The sequence below is a fragment of the Alteraurantiacibacter palmitatis genome (genome assembly GCF_037154115.1).
In the GTDB taxonomy this organism is placed as follows: domain Bacteria; phylum Pseudomonadota; class Alphaproteobacteria; order Sphingomonadales; family Sphingomonadaceae; genus Alteraurantiacibacter; species Alteraurantiacibacter palmitatis.
This window is the reverse complement of record NZ_JBANRO010000004.1, coordinates 114,613-140,218: the sequence shown is the minus strand read 5'-3', so window position 1 is coordinate 140,218 and position 25,606 is coordinate 114,613. Positions and strand designations below refer to the sequence as shown.

The following is a 25,606-nucleotide window of genomic DNA, read 5'->3' as shown; positions in this document are numbered from 1 at the left end:
GCCACAAGGGCTGCCAGGGCTGGTCGGACGTGTCCCTGACAAAGGAGACGAAAATGCCCAAGCTGAAGACCAAGAGCGGTGTGAAGAAGCGCTTCAAGATCACCGCCAATGGCAAGGTCAAGCACGGTGTGGCCGGCAAGCGCCACCGCCTGATCAGCCACAACGCCAAGTACATCCGCCAGCAGCGCGGCACCAAGGTGATCTCTGACGCAGATGCGAAGACGATCAAGCTTTGGGCGCCCTACGGCCTGAATTAAGGAGTACTGACGGATGAGCCGTATCAAGAGGGGTGTTACCACCCGCGCCAAGCACAAGCGGATTCTGGACCAGGCCAAGGGCTATCGCGGTCGCCGCAAGAACACCATCCGCGTAGCGCGGCAGGCGGTCGAGAAGGCCGGCCAGTATGCCTACCGCGACCGCAAGGTGAAGAAGCGCAATTTCCGCGCTTTGTGGATCCAGCGCATCAACGCCGCGGTCCGCGTGGAAGGCCTGACCTATTCGCAGTTCATGCACGGCGCCAAGCTGGCCGGCATTGAACTGGACCGCAAGGTGATGGCCGATCTGGCGATGAACCAGGCCGATGCCTTCACCGCGATCATCCGCCAGGCCAAGAGCGCGCTTCCCGCGTAAGCTGCCTGCGCGTTGCGGTCGTCTGACCACAAGACAAAATGAAGGGCGCGGATGGTTTGGGCCATCCGCGCCCTTCGTCTGTTCCGAACACCGCAGGGGCAAGGGTCGTTTGCCGAGAGGCGCAGCGCCGGTTCAGAAGGCCGTCCCTGAAAAGGGGGCTATTGCAGGTCTTCGACCGATACCCAGCCCTTGGTGCCGAAATTGTCCTCCGCCTCGATCCACAGTCCGTCGCGGTTGCCGGTGAGCTTCAGGGCGGTGCCTGCGCGCAGGTCGCGCACTTCGGCGGCGCTTTCGGCAGGGCCGGCGCGCATCACCGTGGCAACCGCCGTGGTCGCCCCCGGCGCTGGAGCCGGAGCTGCTGCCGCGGCACCCGGTTGCGGAGCCGCGGCCAGCGCGGCGCTCTGCGCCACGATCTGGTTGAAGGCGAGAATGAAGGCTTCGGTCAGGCGCTGCCCCTCGCTGCTGTTGGCATAGCCCGTGGTGCCCGCCACATCGCGCGCCCATGATCCGTTATTGCCACGAAATGTCAGCGAGGATCGCGTGACCGATCCGCTGCCGGTGGCAAGCGGCTGGCCATTGGCCGGGCTCACCACGGTCAGGCCGGCGGCCACCGTGGTGCGCCGGCCGCCCAGCCCGCCCAGCATCCCCAGCGCCGCGCCGCCAAAGGGCACGCTGCGCAGGACGGATGACGCCGCGCCGCTGCGCACCAGCGCTTCGGTGGCGGCGCCGCGCGCCAGTTCCACGCCCTGATCCACTTCTTCCTGGGTCCCGGCGATGGCGGTCATCAGAAAGCGCGCAGGCTCGTTGCCGCCGCTGTGCGGGGTGAAGCATCCCGATTCGGTTGCAAGGCGCATCAGCAGCGCGCGCGGGCTGCCCAGGTTCCACTGGCTCCACCCGGCATTCGCGCCGTCCACCAACGCCACGCTGCCCAGGCTCTGTTCGCACCGGACAAGTTGCACGGCATTGTCGTTGGCAAGTGCGGGCATCGCCCCGCAGGCGAGGGCCAGCGCAGTTGCACAGGCCCATCCGGTTCGCGTCTTCATGTCTCTATCCCTTCCACCCGATCTGAAACGATCCAGTCGGCGAAAGCGATGTGAAACAGCGCCAGTCCTGTGCGGCAAGACAGCCGCCGCGCCCTAACGGTGCTTGTCATTATTCCGAGTGCGATTGTAACAGGCGGCGTGCAAAAAACTGGTCTTGATGGGAACCATCCGGGCAGTGGCGCGTAATAATGTGTCGCATTGAGCGGAGCCGAATCCGGCCCGGCACCAATGGTTCGGCACAGACAGGGCTGGGTTGCGCAAATGACGGAGCCGATTGAGGTTAGGGTGCAATTCTACGCGCTGTCGGGCGCATTGCAGCCTTATTTCACCGCGCTCTATTCCTTCGAGATCGATTGCCTTGAAGGCGCGCGGGTGGATGACTGGCTGCACCCCGAATGGGCCACGATGCGCTTTACCCAAAGCGGCAGGCCGCCGGATGCCGGTGTCATTCCCGAGGCGACACGCCCGACTTTTCCCTTTGTGGTGAGCGGCCCCACCAGCCGCGCGATCGGATTTACCCTGTGGCGCTCGCGCCTGTGGGGGCTGGGGCTGCAACCGGCGGGATGGGCGCGCTATGTCCGGCTGCACGCGCGCGAGCTGGCCGACCGGATTGTTGACGGCAGCCAGGTGCAGGCGCTGGCGCATTTCGCCCCCATCCTCGACATTGTGCGGCAGCAAGGGGTGGAAGCCGATGCCATCGCCCGTCAGATCAATTCCTATCTCCTGCAACAGGACGTCCACTTTGGCCCGCCCGATCCCATGGTGGAGCGCTGCCATGAAGTGCTGCGCGATCCGGCGGTAGGCGATGTGGAGGAGCTGGGCCGCAGGCTGGGCATGAACCGCCGTTCGCTGGAGCGGTTTTGCGCGCGCCATTTCGGCTTTGCGCCCAAGAAGCTGCTGCGCCGGCAGCGATTCCTGCGCAGTCTGGCGCGGTTCATGGTGTTGCCGCCGGCCGATGGCAGCGGGCGCAGCTGGAGCAGCGCGCTTGACGAACAATATTTCGACCATGCCCATTTCGTGCGCGATTTCCGCAGCTTCATGGGGATGACGCCAACCGACTATGCCGACACGCCGCACCCGGTGCTCGACCGGATCATGGCGCGCCGCATGGTCGATCAGGGTGTCCTTCCGCAAACCGATATGCCCACCGTGCTGCGTTATGCCGATGGCGCGGGGGTTGCTGGCTAGGTCTTGCCATTTAAGGCTTGGGTGCAGCGCGCGGGGCGGCTAACAGGCGCGCCAGCCATTATCTGCCGCAAACCTTGTGACTGACCACGAACCATGTCTGACATTGAAACCATGAAGCGCGAGGCGCTGGCCGCAATCGCTGCCGCTGCCGATCCTGCCGCACTGGAAGCCTTGCGCGTTGGCCTGCTGGGCAAGCAGGGCAGCGTGTCCGCGCTGCTGAAAACGCTGGGCGCGATGAGCCCGGAGGAGCGGCAGGCCAAAGGCCCCGCGATCCAGGGCTTGCGCGAAGCCGTGGCCGAAGCGCTGGCCAGCGCCAAGCAGGCGTTCGAAGCGGCCGAACTGGCCGAGCGGCTTGCGACCGAGCGTGTCGATCTGACGCTGCCCGCGCCCGAAGCCGCGCGCGGCAGCGTGCACCCGGTTTCGCAGGTGATGGACGAGCTGGCCGAAATCTTTGCCGATCTGGGCTTTGCCGTGGCTACGGGTCCGGAGATCGAGGACGACTGGTACAATTTCACCGCGCTCAATATGCCAGAAAGCCACCCGGCGCGGGCGATGCACGACACCTTCTATTTTCCGGATCAGGCGCCGAAAGGCGGCAAGATGCTGCTGCGCACGCATACCAGCCCTGTGCAGGTGCGCACCATGCTGGCGGAAGGCGCGCCTTTGCGCATCATCGCGCCGGGCCGCGTCTACCGCAGTGACAGCGACGCCACGCACACGCCGATGTTCCACCAGATCGAAGGGCTGGTGATCGACCGCGACATCCATCTGGGCCATCTGAAATGGACGCTGGAAACCTTCCTCAAGGCGTTTTTCGAACGCGAGGACATCGTGCTGCGCCTGCGCCCCAGCTATTTCCCCTTCACCGAACCATCGGTGGAAGTCGATGTGGGCTTTGCCATCGAAAAGACGCCCGATGGCCGTTCGCGCCGCGTGCTGGGCGGGAGCGGGGATGAACCGGGGCACGGCTGGATGGAATTGCTGGGCAGCGGCATGGTCAACCGCCGGGTGATCGAAATGTCGGGCCTTGATCCCAATGAATGGCAGGGCTTTGCCTTTGGCCTCGGCGTGGACCGGCTGGCCATGCTGAAATACGGGATGGATGATCTGCGCGCCTTCTTTGATGGCGATGCACGCTGGCTGGCGCATTACGGCTTCTCGCCGTTCGATCAGCCGACATTGTCCGGCGGCGTAGGAGCACGGGCATGAAGTTCTCGCTCGAATGGCTGAAATACTTCCTCGACACCGAGGCGGATACCGCGCAGATTGCTGGTGCCCTCAACGCCATCGGTCATGAGGTGGAAGGCATTGAAGACCCGGCGGAAAAGCTCGCCGGTTTTCGTGTCGCCCATGTGCTCACCGCCCGCCCGCATCCCGATGCGGACAAGCTGCAAGTGCTCACCGTGGATGCCGGCGATGGCAATCCGCTTCAGGTCGTGTGCGGTGCGCCCAATGCCCGCGCAGGGATGAAGGGCGTGCTGGGCACGGCCGGCGCGGTGGTGCCCGCCAACGGCATGGTGCTGAAGAAAAGCGCCATTCGCGGACAGGAATCGAACGGCATGATGTGCTCCAGCCGCGAGCTGGAGCTGGGCGATGACCACGCAGGCATCATCGAACTGCCCGATGATGCGCCGGTGGGCACGCCCTTTGCCGATTATCACGGCACCAGCCCCGTGTTCGATGTGGCGATCACGCCCAACCGGCCCGATTGCATGGGGGTGTATGGCATTGCCCGCGATCTGGCGGCGGCAGGGCTGGGCACGCTGAAGCCGCTGCGCGATGACCGGATCGAGGGGACATTCCCCTGCCCCGTGGAAATCCGCACCGACGATCCCGAAGGCTGCCCTGCCTTCTACGGCCGGGTGATCCGCGGCGTCACAAACGGCCCTTCGCCCGACTGGATGCAGGCGCGGCTGAAGGCAGCCGGCCAGCGCCCGATCAGTGCGCTGGTGGACATCACCAATTACCTGATGCTGGCCTTTGGCCGCCCGGCGCACGTCTATGACCTCGCCAAGCTGACCGGCGCGGTTGTTGCCCGCCGCGCCAGGGATGGCGAAGAGGTGCTGGCGCTGAACGGCAAGACCTATACGCTCGATTCCAGCATGACCGTGATCGCGGACGATGAGCAAGTGCACGACATTGCCGGGATCATGGGCGGTGAACATTCGAGCGTGACCGAGGGGACGAGAGATGTCCTGCTCGAAATCGCCTATTTCAACCCGGAAAGCATTGGCGTGACCGGGCGCCGCCTCGGCCTCGCCAGCGATGCGCGCACGCGGTTTGAACGCGGGGTGGACCCGGCCTGGCTCGATGGCGGGCTGGACGGGCTCACCAGCCTGATCCTGCGGCTGTGCGGGGGCGAGGCGAGCCATGTGGTGCGCGCCGGTTCGCCGCCCGCCACGCCCAAGGTCATCGCCTATGACCCCGCGCTGACGCAGAAGCTGGGCGGCGTGGCGGTGGAGGAGAGCGAACAGCGCCGCATCCTCTCAGCGCTCGATTTCAGCGTCTCGCCCGATTGGCAGGTGACCGTGCCGCTGCGCCGCCACGATGTGGACGGCGCGCCCGACATTGTCGAGGAAGTGGTGCGCATCCATGGGCTGGACAAGGTGGCCAGCGTGCCGCTGCCGCGTGCCGACGGCGTGGCCCGTCCCACCGCCACGCCGCAGCAGCAAATGGAGCGCCGCCTGCGCCGCGCGGCGGCCGCGCGCGGGCTGAACGAGGCGGTGACATGGTCCTTCCTGCCGGTGGCGCAGGCGGAGCATTTTGCTACCCGTTCCGCTCATGCTGAGCCTGACGAAGTATGGGTGCTCGACAACCCGATCAGCGAAGACATGAAGGCAATGCGCCCCTCGCTCATCCCCGGCCTGCTGGCTGCGGCCAAGCGCAATGCCGATCGCGGCGCGGCCGGCTCGCGCCTGTTCGAAATCGGCCGCCGCTATCTGCGCAGCCCTGATGGCGCGAGCGACGAGCGCGCCGCGCTGGCCGTGGTGCTGGCGGGCGAAAAGACCCCGCGTGGCTGGGCCACGGGCAAGGCGGTAAAGTTCGACGCCTTCGACGCCAAGGCCGAGGCGCTGGCCCTGCTGGCCGAAGCGGGCGCGCCGGTCGACAAGCTGCAAATCGCCGGCGAGGCGGGCGATCAGTTCCACCCCGGCCAGTCTGCCACTTTGCGGCTGGGGCCGAAGGTTGTGCTCGCCCGCTTCGGCGCGCTGCACCCCGCTACGCTGGCCGCGTTCGATGTCGATGGCCCGGTGATGGCGGTCGAACTGTTCCTCGATGCGATCCCGGCGAAGAAGGGCGCGGCCAGCTTTGCCCGCCCGCATTACGCCCCGCCCGCGCTGCAAGCGGTGACGCGCGATTTCGCCTTCCTGGTGCCCGCCGATCTGCCTGCGGGCGATCTGCTGCGCAGCGTCAGGGGCGCGGACAAGGTGAGCATTGCCGATGCGCGCATCTTCGACCTGTTCGCAGGCGCGGGCGTGCCCGATGGCAAGAAGTCGCTGGCGATCGAGGTCACGCTGCAACCGGGCGAAGCCAGCTTCAAGGATGCCGATCTGAAAGCCATTTCGGACAAGGTGGTCGCGGCAGCGGCCAAGCTGGGCGCGGAGCTGCGCGGATAGTTCCCCTCCCGCTCGCGGGAGGGGTTAGGGGTGGGCCTGCCCCTGGCGCGATGTTTTGGGAACAGGCCCACCCCCGGCCCCTCCCGCAGGCGGGAGGGGAGAAGAAAGTTCAATCATGACGTCCAACCGCCGCACCTTCGCGATCATCTCGCATCCTGACGCAGGCAAAACCACGCTTACCGAAAAGCTGCTGCTGCAAGGCGGCGCGATCCATCTGGCGGGCGAGGTGAAGGCGCGCGGCGCCGCGCGGCGCGCCCGGTCTGACTGGATGAAGATCGAACAGCAGCGCGGCATCTCGGTCACTTCCAGCGTGATGACCTTTCAGAAGGACGGCATCACCTTCAACCTGCTCGACACGCCGGGGCACGAGGATTTCAGCGAAGATACCTACCGCACGCTGACAGCGGTCGATTCGGCCATCATGGTGATCGATGCGGCCAAGGGGATCGAACCGCAGACGCGCAAGCTGTTCGAGGTCTGCCGCTTGCGCTCCGTGCCCATCATCACTTTCGTCAACAAGGTCGACCGCGAAGGGCGCGATCCGTTCGAACTGCTCGACGAAGTGGCCGATATGCTGGCGCTCGATGTATCCCCGCAAATGTGGCCCATCGGCATGGGCGGCGAGTTTGAAGGCCTGCTCGATTTCGCGACCGAAACGGTCAGCCGCCCCGAAGGGCCGAGCCGCGAATTTCTCGGCACCCGCGAAACCGATGCCGCCATCCCTGCGCGCTTTGCCGAGGAAATCGAGCTGGCGCGCGGCGGTTACCCGGAGTTTGATCTGGAAGCCTTCCGCCACGGCGATCTGACGCCGGTCTATTTCGGATCGGCGCTCAAGAACTTCGGCGTCGAGGAATTGATTGATGCCATCGCCCGCTATGCCCCACCGCCGCGCCCGCAGCCTGCGGGCGAGGAGCTGATCAGCCCGGAACGCGACGAGGTGACCGGCTTCATCTTCAAGGTGCAGGCCAATATGGACCCCAACCACCGCGACCGCATCGCCTTCATGCGGCAGGTGTCGGGCACCTTCAAACGCGGCATGAAGCTGGTGCCATCGGGCCTCGGCAAGCCGATTGCGGTGCATTCGCCCATCCTGTTCTTCGCGCAGGACCGCGAGCTGGCGGATACCGCAGAGGCTGGCGACATTATTGGCATCCCCAATCACGGCACCTTGAGCGTGGGCGATACGCTTTCGGAAAAGAACCAGATCCGCTTCACCGGCCTGCCCAATTTCGCCCCCGAAATCCTGCGCCGGGTGCAATTGAAGGATCCCACCAAGACCAAGCAATTGCGTAAAGCGCTGGATGACTTGTCCGAAGAAGGGGTGATCCAGGTTTTCTATCCCGAAATCGGCAGCCAGTGGATCGTGGGCGTGGTGGGCCAGCTGCAATTGGAAGTGCTGATTTCGCGGCTGGAAGCCGAATACAAGGTGGAGGCGGTGCTCGAACCCTCGCCTTTTGCCACCGCGCGCTGGATCAGGGGCAGCGAGGCGGCGCAGCGCAGCTTTGCCGAATTCAACCGCCCCAATCTGGCGAAAGACCGCGACGGCGATCTGGTGTTCATGGCAAAAAGCCCCTGGGATGTGAATTACGCGGCAGAGAAGAATCCCGACCTCGCTTTTTCCGCCACCAAGGAACGGTGATTGGCGGCAGGTGACAATCGGGCAGGGCCGACCTACCTGTAGTCCCATGCCGGTTGATGGAAAATGCGCGGGATGAAGCTGACTTTCGCCAGCTACAACATCCACAAGGGCGTGGGGATTGACGGGCGGCACGATGCCGACCGGATCGTGCGCGTGCTGCACGAGCTTGATGCCGATGTGGTGGCCTTGCAGGAAGCCGATCAGCGTTTCGGCCCGCGCGCCGCGGTGATCCCGCGCGATATGCTGATCGAGACGCATTGGCAGATCGTGCCGCTGGCGATGCGGGCAGGGGGAATGGGCTGGCACGGCAATTCCATTCTGGTGAAGCGCGGGATCGACATTGTGGACGCCGCCCCGATAACGCTCCCTTCGCTCGAACCGCGCGGCGCGGTGCACACGCGGCTGTCGAAGGAAGGCTGCGAATTCGATGTGGTGGGGATGCATCTCGACCTGTCGGGGCTGCTGCGCCGCCGCCAGATCGAAACCGTGTGCGGCGTGCTGGCGCATGGGGATGCGCCGGCGGTGATCCTGGGCGACCTCAACGAATGGTCGCCGCGCGGCGGGGCGCTGCGCTCGTTCGGGCAGGGGTGGGAAGTGCTTGCCCCCGGCCGCTCCTTTCCCGGCAGCCGCCCGCTCGCCCCGCTCGACCGGATCGTGCATTCGCCGCACTGGCGCTGTGCGGGATGCGAAGTGCACCGCAGCGCGCTCGCTGTCGCTGCATCCGACCACCTGCCGGTGCGTGCCGAACTGGAGCTCACGAAGCGGGGGGTGGGTGCCTAATTTTTGTGCAACTGCACAAGATTCGGGCGTGTCGCGGACGATCTTGCCCCTGTCCTAATTGTTAACAGTCCGTTGAGCCCCTCTTGCGGGAAACTGGCACGGCCTTTGCATTGCCCTCGCTTGGCCGGGACCGTCTCCGGTAGAAGCAACAGGGGTCAGTGATGAAATTCATCATCGCCATCATCAAACCATTCAAGCTCGACGAAGTGCGTGAAGCGCTTGGCGCGCTGGGCGTTGCGGGCATGACTGTGTCCGAAGTCAAGGGCTTCGGGCGGCAGAAGGGCCAGACCGAGATTTACCGCGGGGCCGAATATTCGGTGAATATGCTGCCCAAGGTGAAGCTCGAAATCGCCGTCAGCGACGAGCTTATGCCCAAGGTCGTGGAAACCATTCAGGCGACCGCCAGCACGGAAAGCATCGGCGACGGCAAGATCTTCGTCCTCGACCTCATGTCGACGACCCGGATCCGCACCGGCGAAACCGGCGAAACCGCGCTTTGACCAGTGCTTTTCGGACAAAGGGGTAACACAATGATCCGCAAACTCATGTATGGCGCCGCAACGCTCGGTGCATCCATGCTGACCGCTACGGCGGCCTTTGCACAGGAAGCGGCCGAAGTGGTCGAAGCCGTGCCCAATCCCGGCAACAACGCCTGGATGATGACCGCCACCCTTCTGGTGCTGCTCATGATCCTGCCGGGCCTCGCCCTGTTCTATGGCGGCCTGACGCGTTCCAAGAATATGCTCTCCACCATGACGCAGGTCGGCGCGACGGCCTGTCTTGCCATGCTGATCTGGGTGATGTGGGGCTACTCGCTCGCCTTTGGCGACACCACCTATGAAGGCACGCTGGGCCTGTTCATTTCGGGCGGCAGCTATTTCCTGATGGGCACCGATGCGTCCAGCACGGCCGCCACTTTTACCGATGAAGTCATCAGCAAGTATGTCTTCATCAGCTTCCAGATGACCTTCGCCGCGATCACCGCCGCCCTGATCCTGGGTGCGACGGCCGAGCGCATGAAGTTCAGCGCGCTGATGCTGTTCGTGCCGATCTGGCTGACCATCGTCTATTTCCCGATCGCGCACATGGTGTGGGCGGGCGGCGGCCTGCTGTTCGAAGATGGCGCGCTCGACTTCGCCGGCGGCACCGTGGTGCACATCAATGCCGGTATCTCGGGCCTCGTCCTCGCCTATCTGCTGGGCAAGCGCCGTGGTTACCCGCAGGAGCCGATGCCGCCGCACAGCCTGACGCTGACGCTGGTGGGCGCTGGCCTGCTGTGGGTGGGCTGGTTCGGCTTCAACGCCGGTTCGGCGCTGGAGGCTGATGGTTCGGCTGGTCTTGCCATGATCAACACCTTCGTGGCCACCGCTGCCGCTGCGCTCACCTGGATGGTCGTGGAAAAGCTGGCCGGCCACAAGGGTTCGGCGCTGGGCTTTGCCTCGGGCATTATCGCGGGCCTCGTCGCCGTCACCCCGGCGGCGGGCAATTCCGGCCCGTTCGGCGCGATCCTGCTCGGCATCGTCTCCTCCATCGTCTGCTACGTCTTCGTGGCGAAGATGAAGGCGAAGTTCGGCTATGACGACTCGCTGGACGCCTTCGGCATCCACGGGATCGGCGGCATCGTCGGCGCCATCGGCACCGCGGTTGTCTACCAGCCGTTCCTGGGCGGCCCTGGCGACGGTTCGACCGCCATGGGCGCACAGCTCTGGATCCAGACCTTCAGCGTAATCGTCACGATCCTGTGGGCCGGTATCGGCACGCTGATTGCGGGCTACCTCGTGAAGCTGACCATCGGTCTGCGTGTCACCGAAGAGGAAGAGGTCAACGGCCTCGACATCTCCGAACACGGCGAGCGCGCCTACAACTGAGTTGAAGCTTGGCGGGACCGGGAACCTCCTCCTCCTCTCCCCTCGGTCCCGCCTCCACTCGTTCCTCCTGCGAACGAACAAACTTTGGGCCGGAGCCAGCCGCTCCGGCCCTTTTTTGTTGCCATCGCGGCGCAGAGGCCGATTATGAGAGGGGCGGCAGACGCCGGGGGAAGGCGCGGCTGCCGGGGCACTGACCAAGGGGATATGCGATGAAACTGGTGATTGCGGTGATCAAGCCTTTCAAGCTGGAAGCCGTGCGCGAGGCGCTGGCCGGGATCGGGATCGCCGGCATGACCGCATCCGAGGCCAAGGGTTTTGGCCGGCAGAAGGGCCAGACCGAGATTTATCGCGGCGCCGAATATGCGGTGAATATGCTGCCCAAGGTCCGGCTGGAGATCGCCACGAGCGACGAGCTGGCGCCCCAAGTCATCGAGACAATCCGCCACGCCGCCAGCACCGATACAATCGGCGATGGCAAGATCTTCGTTCTCGACCTGCCCGAAGTGGTGCGGATACGCACCGGAGAATCGGGCGAATTGGCCCTCTAGGGCCGCCTTGGCAGCCCAACGCCGCTGCAATGCAGCAGAGTTTGCCCGCCACGCATGGAAATCGCGCAAATGTTGCATTTGGGCAACGATGGCGGGTGAAAAGCTCCATTATCGCCCGAAACTGCGCGAAAAGGGGCGTTGCCGGGAACCGCAAGTGCGGCATAGGTTTGCGATATGGGGCTTCAAATCGTTGAAACCACCGGCTGTCACATATGCTGGATAACCGGTTACGGTTGCCACAATTGGCATGAGCAATTATGACCGTCTTCGAAGGTTCAAAGGGGAATAAACTATGAAGAAATTTGCGCTTGGCCTTGGCGTTGCAGCCGTTGCCCTTTCGGCACCTGCAATGGCCAGGGATGGTCAGGGGTATTTCGGTGTCGATGTCGGCGCTGTTTTCCCGAACGAGTATGAACTCGACGTCACCACCAATGCTGGCGTTGCCCAGAACGCGGTGCTGATCGAAGGCGAAACCGGTTGGGAAGTCGCCGGCGTGCTCGGCTATGACTTTGGCCCCGTCCGTGCCGAACTGGAAGGTTCCTACAAGGAGTGGGACCCCACGCTCCTCACATCGACCGTCATCGGCATTCCGCGCACCGCGGAAGCTGTTCGCAACGGCAACTTCTTCACCGGCACCTCGGTCGCTGGCGGCGAACTGCGCCTCACCTCGGTGATGGCGAATGCGCTGGTCGACTTCGGCGGTGACGAAGGCGTTGGCCTGTCGGTGGGTGGCGGCTTCGGCCACACCTGGATGAGCGGCGAAACCTCGATCTATTCGCCCGGCCCCGGCTATATCGATGATGCGGATCACACCTGGGCATGGCAGGCGATTGCCGCGCTGCGTGTTCCGGCCAGCCGCAATTTCGATGTTGGCCTGAAGTACAAGTACTTCAACACCAACACCTTCAACGTGACCGACAGCCAGGGCCGTGCGACCTCGTTCTCGCTGGCCACGCACTCCGCGCTGATCAGCCTGATCTACAACTTCGGTGGCGCTCCGGCCCCGGCTGCTGTGGCTCCGCCGCCGCCGCCCCCGCCGCCGCCTCCCCCGCCGCCCCCGCCGCCGCCTCCCCCGCCGCCGCCTCCGCCGCCGGTGGTGCAGTGCAACCAGGGCCCCTACATCGTGTTCTTCGATTGGGATTCCTCGGCGATCACGGCCGAAGCGGCCACGGTGCTGAACTCGGCCGTCACGGCTTACGGCAATTGCGGCAGCGCCGCGATCATGCTGGCCGGCCACGCCGACCGTTCGGGCTCGGCCCAGTACAATGTCGGCCTGTCGCAGCGCCGCAACGAAGCCGTGCAGCAGTATCTGACCGGTCGCGGCATCCCCGCGGCACGCATCAGCAGCGAAGCCTTCGGCGAAACGCAGAACCGCGTTCCCACCGCCGACGGTGTGCGCGAACTGCAGAACCGCCGCGTGGAAATCACCTACGGTCCGGGTTCGGGCCGCTAAGGGTCGGTTTCACCAACACGAAAACAGGGGCCGGAGGGGAAACCTTCCGGCCCCTTTTTCATGGGGTTGCGCGCGTGAGGCTGATCGCCGGGTAGCGAGGGTCAGCCAACCCGAAGCTCAGGCGGCGAGGGCTGTGCCGCCGACGGCTTCCATGGTGAGCCGCAGCGAGGCCTGGCGGGCCAGCGGATCGAAGGTCGCGCCCGATACGATGATCTCGTCCGCGCGCGTCCTTTCCACGAAGCGGGCGATCTTGTCACGCACCGTCTGCGGCGATCCCACCGCGCGTGCTGCGCCCAGCCGTTCAAGCATTCCCCGCTCGGACAGCGAAAGCGATTGCCGGTAATGGGGCAGGGGAGGCGGCAGCTTGCCCGGATCGCCGGTGCGCAGGCGAACGAAGGCCTGATCCTGCGAACTGGCGAGAAGCTCCGCCTCCGAATCGGTATCGGCGCAGATCACCGTCATCGCGGCCACCGCATAGGGCTGATCAAGCTGGGCCGAGGGTTGGAACTGCTCGCGATAGGTGGCAAGCGCTGCATCGAGGTGATCGGGCGCGAAATGGCTGGCAAAGGCATAGGGAAGCCCCAGCCGTGCGGCGAGTTGCGCGCCAAACAGGCTGGAGCCGAGCATCCAGAGATCCACCTTTGCCCCCAGGCCGGGCGTCGCGGAAATCGGCAGGTCGATATCGCCCGTCAGCAGCGCGCGAAGTTCCACCACATCCTGAGGGAAATATTCGGCCGCGCGCCCCAGATCCTTGCGCAGCGCCTGCCCCAGTATCGGCGCGGCGCCCGGCGCGCGGCCCAGCCCCAGATCGACGCGGCCCGGAAACAGAGCATCGAGCGTGCCGAACTGTTCGGCAATCACGAAGGGGTTGTGGTTGGGCAGCATGATTCCGCCTGCCCCGATGCGGATCATGCGCGTAGCATGGCCGATCGCGGCCAGAACGACCGCCGTGGCACCCCCGGCAATGCCGGGTGTGGCGTGATGTTCGGCCACCCAATAGCGCCGGTATCCCGCTTCCTCGGCCACCCGCGCCAGGGCGCAGGCCTGGGCCAGCGCGTCGTGGGCATCGCTGCCTTCGCGGATCGGGACGAGATCAAGGACGCTGAGCGGGATCATGGGCTTTCCGGCTGGCTATCGAGCTGAGCCAGATATTGGCGCGCGGCATCGGCTTGTGAAGACTGCGGCGCCATTTCGATCACCGATTGCCAGTTCCGGCGGGCGGTATCGTCCTGCCCTGCCAGCGCGGCGATCAGCCCGGCTTCGAGGCCGACGGCAGGGCTGCGCGGGTCGAGCCGCGCGGCGTTCACGATCCATCCCTGCGCGGAGGCCAGATCTTCCATCCGCCGGGCCAGCGTGGCCGACAGCAGCCAGACGGTGGCATCCTGCGGGGCGAGATCGCGTGCGCTGGCGAGCGCCTGCGCCCCGTCCAGTTCGCGGCCCAGCGCCACCAGCGCCCGCGCCCGGTCGGCCGCGATCGCGCCCGCCATATCGGCATTGCTGGCCGCGCCTGCATCAGCCTGCGCCGCTGTGAGCAAGTTCAGCGCCTGCTCCAGCCGCCCGCCAGCCAGCGCGGCATTTCCCGCCATGGCGCCGAGCCGGGCACGTTCCGTTGCATCCCCCGCCAGCCGCGCATCGCGGGCGGCGACAAAGGCGGTTTCGGCCGCGCCCCACCGGCCCGCCAGCGTATGCGCAAAGCCGAGGCATTCCTGCGGCGCGCTTGTTGCCGGCGCGATCAAACCCTCCAGCCATTGCAGCGCGGCCACCACCGCTGCATCCGGATTGTCGCGCGCCTGCCTCATGCAGGCGGCAAGCCGCGCATCGGCGGCCGGCACCTCCACCGGCGCGGTGCGCGGCGCATCGGGGCTGCCGAAAGTGGGCAGGTTCAGCGGAATGGTCAGCTGGGCAAAGGCAAGCGAGGCAATCAGGAGCATGGACGACAAATCCGTTCAGGCCATCAAGTCAGGCCAATGAGGCCAATGTGCGCAGCAACAGGGCAATATCCCCCGCGCGCGACAGGCGGTGATCCCCGCCTTTGACCAGCGTGACCTGCACATCCTCTGAACGCAAGGCCGCTGCCAGCCGCAGCGAGAGGGCAGGCGGCACATCGGCATCCTCCTGCCCGTAGATCAGCCGCACGGGGCAGGTGAGCGCGATGGGCGTATCCAGCAGCTTCAACCGCTCCCCATCGGCCCAGAAACCGGCATGGGTCGGCGTGGGTTCGGGGCCATAGGGATTGTCCTCGAACACGGTTTCGCCTGCTGCCAGCTGCGCCTTCTGTTCCGGCGAATAGCCCCAATCGGTGAAATCGGGCGCGGCAGCGATGCCGACAAGGCCGGCCAGCCGGTTCTGCAGAGCAAGGCCCACGAGCAGCATCAGCCAGCCGCCCATGCTGGAGCCGACAAGGATCACCCGATCCGCCGCCAGCTGCGCGCCGATCAGCGCCAGCACCTCGTCCCGCCAGCGGCTGAGCGTGCCTTCGGCAAAGTCGCCCCCGCTTCCCCCGCAGCCCGAATAATCGAGCAGCAGACATTCGCGCCCGGTGCCTTGCGCCCAATCGAACACGGCAGTCGCCTTGCCGCCCGCCATGTCGGACATATAGCCGGGCAGGAAGACGATGGCAGGGCCGGTTCCGGATGTGTGGCGGTATGCGAGGTGGAGGCCTGCGAAGGGGTAATGGCGGATCATCGCGCGCGGCGCCTTACCCGAAAACGGGGCGGAAACCGACCGCTTCGGGATAGGCTTCGCGGAATATGTCGATCAGCGGCTCCAGTTCCGGCAAATCGAACAGCCGGGGCCAGTTGCTCGATTCCACCAGTTCGAGACAGCCCTTGGGGTAATAGTGGAAGAACAACAGGTGGCAGAAGCCGGGGCGGGGCATGGCGTCGCGGTAATGCCATTGGCTGCTGCCGGAAAACAGGATCGCCTTGCCCGGTTGCAGCGTATAGCCGGTGAAAGGCAGCCGCGCCTTCACATCGGCGGCATCGAAGGCGGCCATCGCGGCGCTGTCCGGCCAGTCGACCACGTCGCTGAACCAGATCGGCCATTCCACGTCCTGGTCGATGCAGATGTCCAGCGTGTACATCGATATGGGCTGGTCCATGTGCAGCGCGCAGCGGCCGGAATTGCCGTAGAGGCTGAGGAAATTGTAGCCCGGCTCCACCTCTTGCCCGGCCCATGCGCTGACGCGGGGGGTTAGTTCGCGTTGCAGCGCCAGGAAGGCCGGATGATCCTGCACCACGTGGCGGCCGAAAGTGCGGATCTCGTCATCGCGCAGTTTTGCCGCGGGCAGGCCGGCGACTTCGGCGCGCAGCGCTTCAAGTTCTGCGGCACCGAACAGCCCTTCGATCTCCTGCACGGTAAAGCCGGGCGGGGTGCGCAAGGGAGCAAATCCGTCCACGAAGCATTCCAGCGCGTCAGGCCGCACCGCTGCCAGATATAGCTTGGCGGTTTCGTAGAAGCGCAGGAAATGCGCATCGTACCAGGGAATGTCCGCCACCTGCCGCATCGCCATCACCGCCGCCAAGTGCAGATCGCGATAGGCCGGATCGCGCAGCCTTTCCCTGAGGTCCGGGGATACCATCTGCCCTGTCCTGCTCCTGAAATGCCGCGCCCGGGCGCAGGATAGATGCCGGGGCGCGGATTTGCAAAGCCCTTGGCGCGATGCCGGGGTTGCAGGCAGCGCGGCCTCCCCGTAATGCCAGCGGCCACAGCCCAAGGAAAGTTTCCCCCGTGTCCGAAATGCTCACGATCCGCCTGCCCGATGGTTCCGCCCGCGAAATGCCGGCGGGTTCGACCCCGGCTGACCTTGCTGCCGCGATTGGCCCCGGCCTTGCCAAGGCGGCGCTGGCCGCGCGGGTGGATGGGGAACTGCGCGATCTGACCCGCCCGTTTGACGGCGATTGCGAGCTGGCGCTGGTCACGGCGCGTGACGAGGCAGACGCGCTGGAACTCGTCCGGCATGATTACGCCCATATTCTGGCCGAGGCGGTGCAGGCGCTGTGGCCCGGCACGCAGATCACCTTTGGCCCGGCCACCGATGACGGGTTCTATTACGACGTCATGGCGCCTGCCAGCCGCGCGCCTTTCAGCATGGAAGACCTGCCCGCGATCGAGGAGAAGATGCGCGAGATCATCCGCGCCGACAAACCGCTCCGCCGCGAAGTGTGGAGCCGGCAGGCGCTGATCGACCGCTGGACGGCAGAGGGCGAGACCTTCAAGGCCGAATGGGCGGCGGAGCTTCCTGAAGGCGAGGAACTGACCGTCTATTGGAGCGGTGATGACTGGCTTGATATGTGCCGCGGCCCGCATCTGCCCAGCACTGGCAAGCTCGATCCGCAGGCCTTCAAGCTGATGCGCGTGGCGGGCGCATACTGGCGCGGCGACCAGAAGAACGCGCAGCTCACCCGCATTTACGGCACCGGCTGGCTGAACAAGAAGCAATTGGACGCGCACCTCACCCGGCTGGAGGAAGCCGCCAAGCGCGACCATCGCCGTCTGGGCCGCGAGATGGATCTGTTCCACTTGCAGGAAGAGGCGCACGGATCGGTCTTCTGGCATCCCAACGGCTTCAAGGTGTGGCGCGCGCTCGAAGCCTATATGCGCCGCGCCATCGATGCCGCCGGCTATCAGGAAGTCAAAACCCCGCAGGTGATGGACGCCCGCCAGTGGGAGCAGAGCGGCCATTGGGGCAAATACCGCGCCAATATGTTCGTCATCCCCGACGAGGTTCCCAATACGGAGGATGACGGCCCGGTTATCAGCGGCGAGGCCCAGTGGATGGCGCTCAAACCCATGAACTGCCCCGCCCATGTGCTGATCTTCAAGCAGGGCATCACCTCCTACCGCGATCTGCCGCTGCGCCTGTATGAGAATGGCTGCTGCCATCGCAACGAACCGCATGGCGCGCTGCACGGCCTGATGCGCGTGCGCCAGTTCACGCAGGACGATGCGCATATCTTCTGCCGTGAAGACCAGATCGTGAGCGAGGTGCGCGCCTTTTGCGAGCTGGCCGACCGCATCTACCGCGATTTCGGCTTCACCTATGCGATCAAGCTGGCGCTGCGCCCCGACCAGCGTTTCGGCACCGATGAAATGTGGGATCAGGCCGAATCCGAACTGCGCAATGCGGTGATCGAAGCCGGACTGGCAACGCCCGAATATGGCTGGGAAGAACTGCCGGGCGAAGGCGCGTTCTATGCCCCCAAGCTGGAATGGCACCTGACCGATGCGATTGGCCGCACCTGGCAGGTGGGCACGATCCAGTCCGACCGGGTGCTGCCCGAACGGCTCGACGCGGTCTATGTGGGCGAAGATGGCGAAAAGCATCGCCCGGTGATGCTGCACCGCGCGATCTTCGGCAGCTATGAACGCTTCATCGGCATTCTGATCGAGCATTTTGCCGGCCGCCTGCCCACTTGGCTCGCGCCGACGCAGGCGGTGGTCGCCACCATCGTGTCCGATGCCGATGGCTATGCCGCTGAAGTGGCGGAAAAGCTGGCCGCGGCGGGCATCCGCGTCGATACCGACACCCGCAACGAGAAGATCAATTACAAAGTGCGCGAGCACTCCCTTGCCAAGGTGCCGTTCCTGCTGGTGGTGGGCAAGCGCGAGGCGGAGGAAGGCACGATTGCGCTGCGCACATTGGGGGCCGAGCATCAGAAGGTGATGACGCTGGACGATGCCGTGGCACTGATTTCAGGGGAAGCGACGCCGCCTGATCTGCGGTAATCCGTGCGAACGGGCACTGTCCTACACGGATGGAGCCATGGCAGCCCGGCTGTGGCTCTTTCCCCTGTCAGAACCCCCGATAGGCCGCAAAGCGCGGCGGCGAAGTGTCAACTTCGCTTGAAGCATCCAAATATTTGATAATCGATGGTTATCTGGCGAAAAAGCCCATCGTCACGATGTCAGCTTTGTCACTTTCGCGTCAGAAAGGCAGCGCCGCCCCGGCAAGGATGAGTGCCGCCGCACAGACCAGCACGATAGCGCTGCGGAGTGCGTCCACCGGATCGGCGGCATAGAGGCGGGTGAGGGCGATGGCCTTGCTCATGCCACCCCCTCTCCGCCAAAATCCCTAACGAAAGGTTAACGCGTCCCGCGCCCTACAGCGCCAGCGGCACGTGTTGGCTGCAACAATGGAAGCTGCCGCCGCCGGTCAGCACCGCATCCGCCATCAGCCCCACGGCGCGGCGCCCCGGAAACAGCGCGCCGATGGCTTCCACCGCCGCCGCGTCATTTTCCGCGCCATAGATCGGCACCACCACCACATGGTTGGCGATGACGAAGTTCATATAGCTGGCAGGCTCTGCATCGTCGCTGTCCCCGTACAGGCCGGGGCTGGGCACGCGCACCACATCCAGGCCAAAGGCGGCGGCGCGCCGCGCGGCATCGTCATAGGTCGCGGTGTTGGGATCATCGTCGCCCGCACCTTCAGGAATGGCGATGCGGCCCGGCGCCACGAAACGCGCCAGATTGTCCACATGGCCATCGGTATGGTCGCCCAGCAGGCCATCGCCCAGCCACAGAACGCGGCCTGCGCCCAGATCGCGGTTCAGCCGTGCGGCGATCTCGTCCTTGCTCAGCTGCGGGTTGCGGTTGGGGTGGAGCAGGCATTGCGCGGTCGTCACGATCAGGCCCGTGCCGTCGCTGTCCACCGCGCCGCCTTCCAGCACCCAGTCCGCCTGCCCCAGATCGGCCAGCCCGCCCGCCGCCACCAGCGACGCACCGGTTTCGGCATCGCCATCGAGCAGATATTTCCCGCCCCAGCCGTTGAAGCCGAACCGCCGCGCGGCGCGCTCACCCGCTTCGTTCAGCAGCACCAGCGGGCCGGTATCGCGGATCCAGATATCGCCATAGGGATGCTGTTCGATGATGACCTGCGGCAGAACCAGCGCGCGCGCCTGCGCTTCGGCCACATCACCCTGCACCACCAGCCGCACCTCTTGCCCTGTTTCGGCAATGGCGTTGGCAAAGGCGGCGACCTGTTCCTGCGCGGGCGCAAGATCGTCTTTCCACAGATCGGCAGCGGCGGGAAAGCCGATCCAGATCCATTCCTGTTCGGCCCATTCGGCAGGCATACGGTATGTCATTGTCAGCAACCCCTTCTGGATGCGGCACAGGCGGCATCGCGCAGCTGGCGGAACTCGTCGCCCGTGCGCCAATTGGGCCAGTCGGCGCTGTCGCCCAGCATCCGGCCCAGCGTGAAATACAGCTGCAAATCGCGCATCGCGCCGCGCCAGTCCCAGCTTTCGTCAAACTCGTCATCCGGGCCGTGATAGACCGCATCATAGGCGCGGCCCCAGGCAAGACCCGCTTCCTCGCCCCCGTCGATCAGGTCAATGCCCGATTTGAGGTAGAGCATCGGCACGCCGCGCTTGGCCATGCTGAAATGGTCGGATCGGTAATAGCGGCCCGCCTGCGGCGCGGTATCGGGCGAAAGGCGGCGGCCCTGCGTGGCGAGCGCGGCAGAAAGGTAATCGTCCAGATCGCTTTTGCCCGCGCCAATTGCGATCACATCGCGCGCCTCGCCCGAAACGAACAGTGCATCGATATTGAGGCCGCCCGCCGTGCTTTCCAGCGGGAAGACCGGGTTCGCGGCGTAATATTCGGAACCGAGCAGGCCCGCCTCCTCCGCCGTCACCGCCAGAAACACCTGCGTGCGCAGCGTCGGCCCGGCTTTCACATGGGCCTCCGCCAGGGCGGCGAGCGCGGCAGTGCCCACTGCGTTGTCGATCGCGCCGTTGCAGATATCGTCGCCTGCTGCGTTGGCGGGGCAGCGGCCCATATGGTCCCAGTGCGCGGTGTGCAGCACATATTCCTGTGCCCTTCCGCGCCCCGGCAGCACGCCGATGACATTGCGGCTGGCATAGGGGCGGATCGTGTTGGCAAAGCTGGTCGCCCCTGTCAGCCCCAGCGGCACCGCGCGGAAACCCGGCTGGCGCGCGGCTTCCATCAGCCTGTCCGGATCCTGTCCGGCAGCGGTCATTATGCGGCGCGCCGCGTCCAGCTGCACCCAGCCGTTGAGCAGCGCTTCACCCGCTCCGCCATCCGCCGTGCGGGCGCGCGATTGCGGGCCGGTCCAGCCCGATTGCACCACATTCCAGCCGTAAGCCGCCGGGAAAGTGTCATGCACGATCAGCGCGGCGGCGGCACCCTGACGGGCGGCTTCCTCGAACTTGTAGGTCCAGCGCCCGTAATAGGTCATCGCGCGGCCGCCAAACGGGCCGTCCAGCGTTTCGGAGGCATAATCGGGATCGTTGACGAGAATGAGCGCGATCTTGCCCCTCATGTCCACGCCGGCGTAATCGTTCCAGCCCTTTTCGGGCGCGTTGATGCCGTATCCGACAAACACGATTTCGCTCGCGGGCAGAGTGATTTCCGCCGCCTCGCGGTAAGTCACGCCCGCCCAGTCGTCCGAATAGGCCAGCGCGATGGCCGGGCCGCTTGCCCCGCGCACCACGAAGGGCGCATGGCTGTGCCCGGTGATCTCCACCAGCGGCACATCCTGAAACCAGCTGCCCCGGTTGCCCGGCTGAAGTCCCGCTGCGGCAAAGGCGTCCGCCAACGCCGCCAGGGTCAGCTCCTCGCCCCGTGTTCCCGGCGCGCGGCCTTCAAACTCGTCGGAGGAGAGCGTGCGCGACAGGCTCTGCCAGCGTTCGAGCGGTATCTCCCCGTTGGCGATCAGGGGCGCAGGCGCACCGGTGGTGGCGCAACCGGCAAGGGCGAGGCCGCACAGGGCGGCAAGAAGCAGGGGAGAGCGCATGGCAGATGCTCTGGCAAAGGACGCCGCGCAGGGCAAGCGATCCTGCTGCCCCTCCTGCTGCCCCTCCTGCTGCCCTTGCCCTGCCGGATGATTGGCGGCAGGGAAGGGGCCATGGGAAGTGGAACCTCACCCGATTGGGATTACGCGCTGGCGCGGGTGCGCGCGCATTCGCCGTTTCTCACCCTCGCCCTCCAGCGCCTGCCCGATCTGGCCGCAATGCTGGCCGAGGGCCGCGCGGACGAGGCGCTGGCGTCGGCGCTTGCCGTAACCGACAGCGATACCGCCCGCGCGCTGCGGCGGGAGCGGCTGGGGCTGGCGCTGGTGCTGGGCGTGGGCGATCTGGCGGGGCATTTCCCGCTGGGCCGCGTGATCGGGGAGCTTTCGGCGCTGGCCGACCGGGCGCTTGACCGGGCGATTGCTGCCGCCATCGCGCGGCGCGTGCCCGATGGTGAGCCGCAGGGCTTCACCGCCATCGCGCTGGGAAAGCATGGGGCGGGGGAGCTGAACTACTCCTCCGATATCGACCCCATCCTGCTCTACGATCCCGACACGCTGCCGCGCCGCGCAGGCGATGATCCGGGCGAAGCGGCGCAGCGTTACGCGCGCTGGCTGGTGGAAATGCTCAGCCAGCAGACGGCGGATGGCTATGTCTTTCGCGTCGATCTGCGCCTGCGCCCGGCCAGCGAAGTGAGTCCGCTGGCGATATCGTTCGGCGCGGCGATGACGCATTACGAAAGCAGCGCGCTGGCGTGGGAACGCGCGGCCTATATTCGCGCGCGCGCCGCCGGGGGCGATGTGGCGGCGGGGGAGCGGTTTCTGGAGCAGTTGCGCCCCTTCGTCTGGCGGCGCAATCTGGATTTCACCGCGATCGAGGAAATCCGCCGGCTGACCAGCCGCATCCGCCGTGCCTATCGCGGCCCGACCGAGCCGGGGCCGGGCTTTGACGTGAAGCGCGGGAGGGGCGGAATCCGCGAGGTCGAGTTCTTCGCGCAGACGCACCAGCTGATCTATGGCGGGCGGCTGCCTTCGCTCAGGCAAAAGGGCACGCGCGCCGCGCTCGATGCGCTGGCGGCGGAGGGGATCATCGCGGCCGAGGATGCGCGCGTGCTGGGCGATGCCTATGACCGGCTGCGCGTGGTGGAGCACCGTTTGCAGATGGTGGCTGACCGGCAGACGCACAGCCTGCCCGATACGGTCGAGGCTCTGGACAATGTGGCGCGGCTGGACGGCCTCGCCGATGGCGCGGCGCTGCTGGCGGATTTGCGCGCGGTCTGCGGCGCGGTGGCGGCGCGGTATGACGAGCTGCTGGGCGATGATGCCGATGCCCACCCGGCACCCGCGCGTGCGGCGGCGGAACTGCCCGATGCCTTTGCCGCACGGGTGGAAGGGTGGAAGGACAATATCCGCGCGCTGCGCGGGGCGGAAGCGCGGCTGGCGCTCGATGCGATCCTGCCCGACCTTGCTGAAGCCTTTGCCGGGGCGAGCGATCCGGAACGGGCCATGGTCCGGTGGGAAACCCTTCTGGCACGTTTGCCCACGGCAATTAACCTGTTTCGCCTGTTCGAACAGCGCCCCGGCCTGCTCGGCCAAGTTCTGCGCATCATCACGCTTGCCCCGCCGCTGGCCGACGCGCTGGCCCGGCGGGTGGAACTGCTCGATGCGCTGATCGATTCGACCGCGCTCGACTTGCCGGGCGAGGTGGCGGAACTCGCCGCACGCATGGCTGCCTGCGAGGATCGCGATTACGAAAAGCGGCTCGACCACATCCGGCAGGTCGTGGGCGATGCGCGCTTTGCCCTTGGCGTGCAGCTGATCGAGGGGCGTCACGATCCGCTCGCCATTGCCGAAGGGCTGTGCCGCGTGGCCGAGGCGGCCTTGCAGGTGGGCGCGGATGCGGCGGTGGAGGAGTTCGCGGCGAAGCACGGGCGCATTGCGGGCGGTGAACTGGTGGTGTTGGGGCTGGGCCGGCTGGGCGGCGGGGCGCTGACCCATGCCTCCGATCTTGATCTGGTCTATCTGTTTGCCGGCGGGGAGATCGGCAGCGAATCGGATGGGCCGCGCCCGCTCACCACCTCGCTCTATTTCAACCGCCTGGCGACGCGGGTGACCGCCGCGCTATCCGTGCCCACGGCGGAGGGCGCGCTGTATGAAGTGGATACGCGCCTCAGGCCGCAGGGCAATCAGGGGCCGCTGGCGGTCAGCCTCGCCAGTTTTGCGCAATATCAGCGCGAGGATGCCTGGACCTGGGAGCATATGGCGCTGTGCCGTGCGCGCCCGCTGTATGGCTCGGCCAAGGCGCGCGCCGAACTGGCGGGCATTATTCGCCAGGTGCTGGAAACCCCGCGCGATCCGGCCAAGCTGAAGGCTGATGTGCTGGCGATGCGTTCCGAAATGGCGCGGCACAAGCACCCCAAGGGGCCGCTGGATGTCAAATTGCTGCGCGGCGGGCTGGTCGATTGCGAATTCCTGGTTCATTACCTGCAATTGCGCGAACACAAGGGGCTGGCCCCCGGCGTGGAAGTTGCGATTGCCGGGCTGACCGAGGCGGGGCTGCTGCCGGAGGATTTCGGCGCGCATTTTTCCACGCTGGCCCGCGTGCTCATCTCTGCGCGGCTGCTGGCGCCTGACGGGAAGGAGCCACCTGCTGCCGCCCGTATTGCGCTGGCGCGGGCGTGCGGTCAGGCGGATTACAGCGGCGTGCTGGCGGCCATCGCAACAGCGCGGCAGGCGATCGCGGCGGCTTGGGCCGTGCATTTTGGCGAGACATTGGAGGTTGACCAAGCATGACCACTTTTCCCGATGTGGGCGACACTATTCCCGATATCGCGCTGGAAACGCCATCTGGCGGACGCGTGAAGCCATCGGACTTTGCCGGGCAGAAGCTGGTGCTGTTCTTCTACCCAAAGGACGACACCCCCGGCTGCACGACCGAGAATATCGACTTTTCCGCGCTCAAGGCCGATTTCGCGGCGGCGGGCACGGCGTTGCTGGGCGTCAGCAAGGATCCCCCCGCCAAACACGCCAAGTTCGCCGCCAAACACGCGCTCACCGCGCCGCTGGCGTCCGATGCACTGGAAGGCGGACTGTCCGATGCGCTGGGCGTGTGGACCGAGAAAAGTATGTATGGCAAGACCTATATGGGCATGGAGCGCAGCACCTTTCTGGTGGATGCATCGGGCAGGATCGCGCGCATCTGGCGCAAGGTGAAGGTGAAGGGGCACGCCGCCGAAGTGCTGGACGCGGCCCGCGCCCTGTAAATCTCGGCAGACTCAACCCTTGGCCGACCTTTCGGAAGCCATCCGCGCGGCGCTGCTGACGGCAGAGCCACCGGCCAAGGTGCGCGTCACCCGCTCGCTTGTGCGGGCGTGGCGGCGCGGCGAACTGCCCACCGGCTTTGCCGCCACCATGCCCGACCGCCCGGAATGGCCGGCGCATCTGGTGCTGCTGCCCCCGTCGCGGATGCCCAAGCGCGGGCGGGGCGGTTCGGACCGCAACCGCGCCGCGCTGTGGCACGCGCTGGCGCATATCGAATTCGTGGCGATCGATCTCGCTCTCGACATGGTGGGGCGTTTCGGTGCGCAGATGGACGCGTGCTTCATCGCGGACTTTCTGGGCGTGGCCGCGGATGAGGCCATGCATTTTACCCTGATCGCGCGGCATTTGCGCGAAATGGGGGTGCAATATGGCGACCTGCCGGTGCATGACGGTTTGTGGAGCGCGGCGCAGGATACCAGTGGCGATGTCGCGGCGCGGCTGGCGGTGGTGCCGATGGTGCTTGAAGCGCGCGCGCTGGATGTGACGCCCGCCACGCTGGCACGGGTGCGCGCAGCGGGGGACGCGCGCGGCGCCCGGATCCTCGAACGAATCCTTGACGACGAAATCCGCCATGTGCGCGCCGGATCAAGCCATTTCGCGAGAATCTGCGAACAACGCGGGCAATCTGTCGACGAATGCTGGATCAGCCTCGTCAAACGCCACTTTTCGGGGGCCGTTAAGCCACCGTTCAACGACTCAGCGCGTCTCGCAGGCGGTTTGTCGCGCGAAGCGTATACCGCGCTTGCCTGATTAACCCTTGCGCCCCT

The 25,606-nt window shown here is 65.9% G+C and carries 23 protein-coding genes; 15 read left to right on the top strand and 8 right to left on the bottom strand.

Annotation, left to right across the window (positions count from 1 at the left end; translation table 11 throughout):
* The first annotated feature begins 53 nt into the window (after nucleotides 1-53).
* A complete protein-coding gene (gene rpmI, locus WFP44_RS05895) occupies nucleotides 54-257 on the top strand; it encodes a 50S ribosomal protein L35 (protein ID WP_336920320.1) in 204 nt (67 codons plus the stop codon).
* Nucleotides 258-270: 13 nt separating this feature from the next.
* Nucleotides 271-630 (top strand): 50S ribosomal protein L20, encoded by a 360-nt coding sequence (gene rplT, locus WFP44_RS05890; RefSeq protein ID WP_336925484.1) that lies wholly within the window; start codon nucleotides 271-273, stop codon nucleotides 628-630.
* Nucleotides 631-788: 158 nt separating this feature from the next.
* On the opposite strand, the gene WFP44_RS05885 is transcribed toward rplT, so the two are convergent.
* Nucleotides 789-1,673 carry an SH3 domain-containing protein gene (locus WFP44_RS05885; RefSeq protein ID WP_336925483.1) on the bottom strand — a complete coding sequence of 295 codons (885 nt, stop codon included), beginning with the start codon at nucleotides 1,671-1,673 and terminating at the stop codon, nucleotides 789-791.
* Between the two features lie 261 nt (nucleotides 1,674-1,934).
* Between WFP44_RS05885 and WFP44_RS05880 the strand changes: the two genes are divergently transcribed.
* The 9 genes from WFP44_RS05880 to WFP44_RS05840 all read left to right on the top strand — a co-directional run bounded on the left by WFP44_RS05880 (nucleotide 1,935) and on the right by WFP44_RS05840 (nucleotide 12,763).
* Nucleotides 1,935-2,861, top strand: a complete 927-nt coding sequence (locus tag WFP44_RS05880; RefSeq protein ID WP_336925481.1) for a helix-turn-helix domain-containing protein — start codon at nucleotides 1,935-1,937, stop codon at nucleotides 2,859-2,861.
* 93 nt (nucleotides 2,862-2,954) lie between these two features.
* On the top strand, nucleotides 2,955-4,070 hold the full coding sequence (gene pheS, locus WFP44_RS05875) for a phenylalanine--tRNA ligase subunit alpha (protein WP_336925480.1): 1,116 nt from the start codon (nucleotides 2,955-2,957) through the stop codon (nucleotides 4,068-4,070).
* The gene (pheT, locus tag WFP44_RS05870) at nucleotides 4,067-6,475 is read left to right on the top strand and encodes a phenylalanine--tRNA ligase subunit beta (protein ID WP_336925479.1); all 2,409 of its coding nucleotides are present in this window, start codon (nucleotides 4,067-4,069) and stop codon (nucleotides 6,473-6,475) included. Before pheS ends, pheT begins: the two co-directional genes overlap by 4 nt.
* 115 nt (nucleotides 6,476-6,590) lie before the next feature.
* Complete coding sequence (locus WFP44_RS05865) at nucleotides 6,591-8,114, top strand: peptide chain release factor 3 (RefSeq protein WP_336925478.1); 1,524 nt, start codon at nucleotides 6,591-6,593, stop codon at nucleotides 8,112-8,114.
* A gap of 72 nt (nucleotides 8,115-8,186) precedes the next feature.
* Nucleotides 8,187-8,894 carry an endonuclease/exonuclease/phosphatase family protein gene (locus WFP44_RS05860; protein WP_336925477.1) on the top strand — a complete coding sequence of 236 codons (708 nt, stop codon included), beginning with the start codon at nucleotides 8,187-8,189 and terminating at the stop codon, nucleotides 8,892-8,894.
* A 161-nt stretch (nucleotides 8,895-9,055) separates the two neighbouring features.
* Nucleotides 9,056-9,394 carry a P-II family nitrogen regulator gene (locus tag WFP44_RS05855; protein WP_249699641.1) on the top strand — a complete coding sequence of 113 codons (339 nt, stop codon included), beginning with the start codon at nucleotides 9,056-9,058 and terminating at the stop codon, nucleotides 9,392-9,394.
* Between the two features lie 30 nt (nucleotides 9,395-9,424).
* Entirely contained in the window at nucleotides 9,425-10,762 is a 1,338-nt protein-coding gene (locus WFP44_RS05850) for an ammonium transporter (protein WP_336925476.1), read from the top strand.
* A 209-nt stretch (nucleotides 10,763-10,971) separates the two neighbouring features.
* The gene (locus WFP44_RS05845; RefSeq protein ID WP_336925475.1) at nucleotides 10,972-11,310 is read left to right on the top strand and encodes a P-II family nitrogen regulator; all 339 of its coding nucleotides are present in this window, start codon (nucleotides 10,972-10,974) and stop codon (nucleotides 11,308-11,310) included.
* 292 nt (nucleotides 11,311-11,602) lie between these two features.
* Nucleotides 11,603-12,763, top strand: a complete 1,161-nt coding sequence (locus WFP44_RS05840; RefSeq protein ID WP_336925474.1) for an OmpA family protein — start codon at nucleotides 11,603-11,605, stop codon at nucleotides 12,761-12,763.
* Between the two features lie 117 nt (nucleotides 12,764-12,880).
* On the opposite strand, the gene WFP44_RS05835 is transcribed toward WFP44_RS05840, so the two are convergent.
* The 4 genes from WFP44_RS05835 to WFP44_RS05820 are packed head-to-tail and all read right to left on the bottom strand — an operon-like array spanning nucleotide 12,881 to nucleotide 16,343.
* Nucleotides 12,881-13,879, bottom strand: coding sequence for an LLM class flavin-dependent oxidoreductase (locus WFP44_RS05835; RefSeq protein ID WP_336925473.1), 999 nt, complete (start codon nucleotides 13,877-13,879; stop codon nucleotides 12,881-12,883).
* Entirely contained in the window at nucleotides 13,876-14,694 is an 819-nt protein-coding gene (locus WFP44_RS05830) for a tetratricopeptide repeat protein (protein ID WP_336925472.1), read from the bottom strand. The genes WFP44_RS05835 and WFP44_RS05830 overlap by 4 nt, the downstream gene beginning before the upstream one ends.
* Nucleotides 14,695-14,722: 28 nt before the next feature.
* Entirely contained in the window at nucleotides 14,723-15,448 is a 726-nt protein-coding gene (locus WFP44_RS05825; protein WP_336925471.1) for an alpha/beta fold hydrolase, read from the bottom strand.
* A gap of 13 nt (nucleotides 15,449-15,461) precedes the next feature.
* Nucleotides 15,462-16,343, bottom strand: coding sequence for a hypothetical protein (locus tag WFP44_RS05820; protein ID WP_336925470.1), 882 nt, complete (start codon nucleotides 16,341-16,343; stop codon nucleotides 15,462-15,464).
* Nucleotides 16,344-16,492: 149 nt separating this feature from the next.
* Between WFP44_RS05820 and thrS the strand changes: the two genes are divergently transcribed.
* A complete protein-coding gene (thrS, locus tag WFP44_RS05815; RefSeq protein ID WP_336925469.1) occupies nucleotides 16,493-18,490 on the top strand; it encodes a threonine--tRNA ligase in 1,998 nt (665 codons plus the stop codon).
* Between the two features lie 199 nt (nucleotides 18,491-18,689).
* Here the strand turns inward: thrS and WFP44_RS05810 are convergent, their stop codons facing one another.
* The 3 genes from WFP44_RS05810 to WFP44_RS05800 are packed head-to-tail and all read right to left on the bottom strand — an operon-like array spanning nucleotide 18,690 to nucleotide 21,524.
* Nucleotides 18,690-18,812, bottom strand: coding sequence for a hypothetical protein (locus WFP44_RS05810; RefSeq protein WP_336925468.1), 123 nt, complete (start codon nucleotides 18,810-18,812; stop codon nucleotides 18,690-18,692).
* 52 nt (nucleotides 18,813-18,864) lie between these two features.
* On the bottom strand, nucleotides 18,865-19,851 hold the full coding sequence (locus WFP44_RS05805; protein WP_336925467.1) for an agmatine deiminase family protein: 987 nt from the start codon (nucleotides 19,849-19,851) through the stop codon (nucleotides 18,865-18,867).
* A 2-nt stretch (nucleotides 19,852-19,853) separates the two neighbouring features.
* On the bottom strand, nucleotides 19,854-21,524 hold the full coding sequence (locus WFP44_RS05800; RefSeq protein WP_336925466.1) for a M28 family peptidase: 1,671 nt from the start codon (nucleotides 21,522-21,524) through the stop codon (nucleotides 19,854-19,856).
* A 111-nt stretch (nucleotides 21,525-21,635) separates the two neighbouring features.
* Here WFP44_RS05800 and glnE point away from each other — a divergent pair, with 111 nt between their 5' ends.
* From glnE to WFP44_RS05785, 3 genes are read left to right on the top strand one after another with little or no spacing between them, the layout of a single operon-like run.
* Nucleotides 21,636-24,311, top strand: a complete 2,676-nt coding sequence (glnE, locus tag WFP44_RS05795; protein ID WP_336925465.1) for a bifunctional [glutamate--ammonia ligase]-adenylyl-L-tyrosine phosphorylase/[glutamate--ammonia-ligase] adenylyltransferase — start codon at nucleotides 21,636-21,638, stop codon at nucleotides 24,309-24,311.
* On the top strand, nucleotides 24,308-24,781 hold the full coding sequence (locus WFP44_RS05790) for a peroxiredoxin (protein WP_336925464.1): 474 nt from the start codon (nucleotides 24,308-24,310) through the stop codon (nucleotides 24,779-24,781). The genes glnE and WFP44_RS05790 overlap by 4 nt, the downstream gene beginning before the upstream one ends.
* Nucleotides 24,782-24,800: 19 nt before the next feature.
* A complete protein-coding gene (locus tag WFP44_RS05785; protein ID WP_336925463.1) occupies nucleotides 24,801-25,589 on the top strand; it encodes a ferritin-like domain-containing protein in 789 nt (262 codons plus the stop codon).
* Nucleotides 25,590-25,606 lie beyond the last annotated feature (17 nt).

What these genes read in the sequence shown, in the direction of transcription:
- WFP44_RS05790 (WP_336925464.1), top strand. Translation starts at nt 24,308, where the DNA reads ATGACCACTTTTCCCGATGTGGGCGACACTATTCCCGATATCGCGCTG.
- WFP44_RS05810 (WP_336925468.1), bottom strand. Translation starts at nt 18,812, where the DNA reads ATGAGCAAGGCCATCGCCCTCACCCGCCTCTATGCCGCCGATCCGGTG.
- WFP44_RS05805 (WP_336925467.1), bottom strand. Translation starts at nt 19,851, where the DNA reads ATGACATACCGTATGCCTGCCGAATGGGCCGAACAGGAATGGATCTGG.
- WFP44_RS05865 (WP_336925478.1), top strand. Translation starts at nt 6,591, where the DNA reads ATGACGTCCAACCGCCGCACCTTCGCGATCATCTCGCATCCTGACGCA.
- WFP44_RS05880 (WP_336925481.1), top strand. Translation starts at nt 1,935, where the DNA reads ATGACGGAGCCGATTGAGGTTAGGGTGCAATTCTACGCGCTGTCGGGC.
- glnE (WP_336925465.1), top strand. Translation starts at nt 21,636, where the DNA reads ATGGGAAGTGGAACCTCACCCGATTGGGATTACGCGCTGGCGCGGGTG.
- rplT (WP_336925484.1), top strand. Translation starts at nt 271, where the DNA reads ATGAGCCGTATCAAGAGGGGTGTTACCACCCGCGCCAAGCACAAGCGG.
- WFP44_RS05835 (WP_336925473.1), bottom strand. Translation starts at nt 13,879, where the DNA reads ATGATCCCGCTCAGCGTCCTTGATCTCGTCCCGATCCGCGAAGGCAGC.
- WFP44_RS05800 (WP_336925466.1), bottom strand. Translation starts at nt 21,524, where the DNA reads ATGCGCTCTCCCCTGCTTCTTGCCGCCCTGTGCGGCCTCGCCCTTGCC.
- WFP44_RS05860 (WP_336925477.1), top strand. Translation starts at nt 8,187, where the DNA reads ATGAAGCTGACTTTCGCCAGCTACAACATCCACAAGGGCGTGGGGATT.
- WFP44_RS05820 (WP_336925470.1), bottom strand. Translation starts at nt 16,343, where the DNA reads ATGGTATCCCCGGACCTCAGGGAAAGGCTGCGCGATCCGGCCTATCGC.
- pheS (WP_336925480.1), top strand. Translation starts at nt 2,955, where the DNA reads ATGTCTGACATTGAAACCATGAAGCGCGAGGCGCTGGCCGCAATCGCT.
- WFP44_RS05830 (WP_336925472.1), bottom strand. Translation starts at nt 14,694, where the DNA reads ATGCTCCTGATTGCCTCGCTTGCCTTTGCCCAGCTGACCATTCCGCTG.
- rpmI (WP_336920320.1), top strand. Translation starts at nt 54, where the DNA reads ATGCCCAAGCTGAAGACCAAGAGCGGTGTGAAGAAGCGCTTCAAGATC.
- WFP44_RS05850 (WP_336925476.1), top strand. Translation starts at nt 9,425, where the DNA reads ATGATCCGCAAACTCATGTATGGCGCCGCAACGCTCGGTGCATCCATG.
- WFP44_RS05885 (WP_336925483.1), bottom strand. Translation starts at nt 1,673, where the DNA reads ATGAAGACGCGAACCGGATGGGCCTGTGCAACTGCGCTGGCCCTCGCC.
- WFP44_RS05840 (WP_336925474.1), top strand. Translation starts at nt 11,603, where the DNA reads ATGAAGAAATTTGCGCTTGGCCTTGGCGTTGCAGCCGTTGCCCTTTCG.
- pheT (WP_336925479.1), top strand. Translation starts at nt 4,067, where the DNA reads ATGAAGTTCTCGCTCGAATGGCTGAAATACTTCCTCGACACCGAGGCG.
- WFP44_RS05855 (WP_249699641.1), top strand. Translation starts at nt 9,056, where the DNA reads ATGAAATTCATCATCGCCATCATCAAACCATTCAAGCTCGACGAAGTG.
- WFP44_RS05825 (WP_336925471.1), bottom strand. Translation starts at nt 15,448, where the DNA reads ATGATCCGCCATTACCCCTTCGCAGGCCTCCACCTCGCATACCGCCAC.
- WFP44_RS05845 (WP_336925475.1), top strand. Translation starts at nt 10,972, where the DNA reads ATGAAACTGGTGATTGCGGTGATCAAGCCTTTCAAGCTGGAAGCCGTG.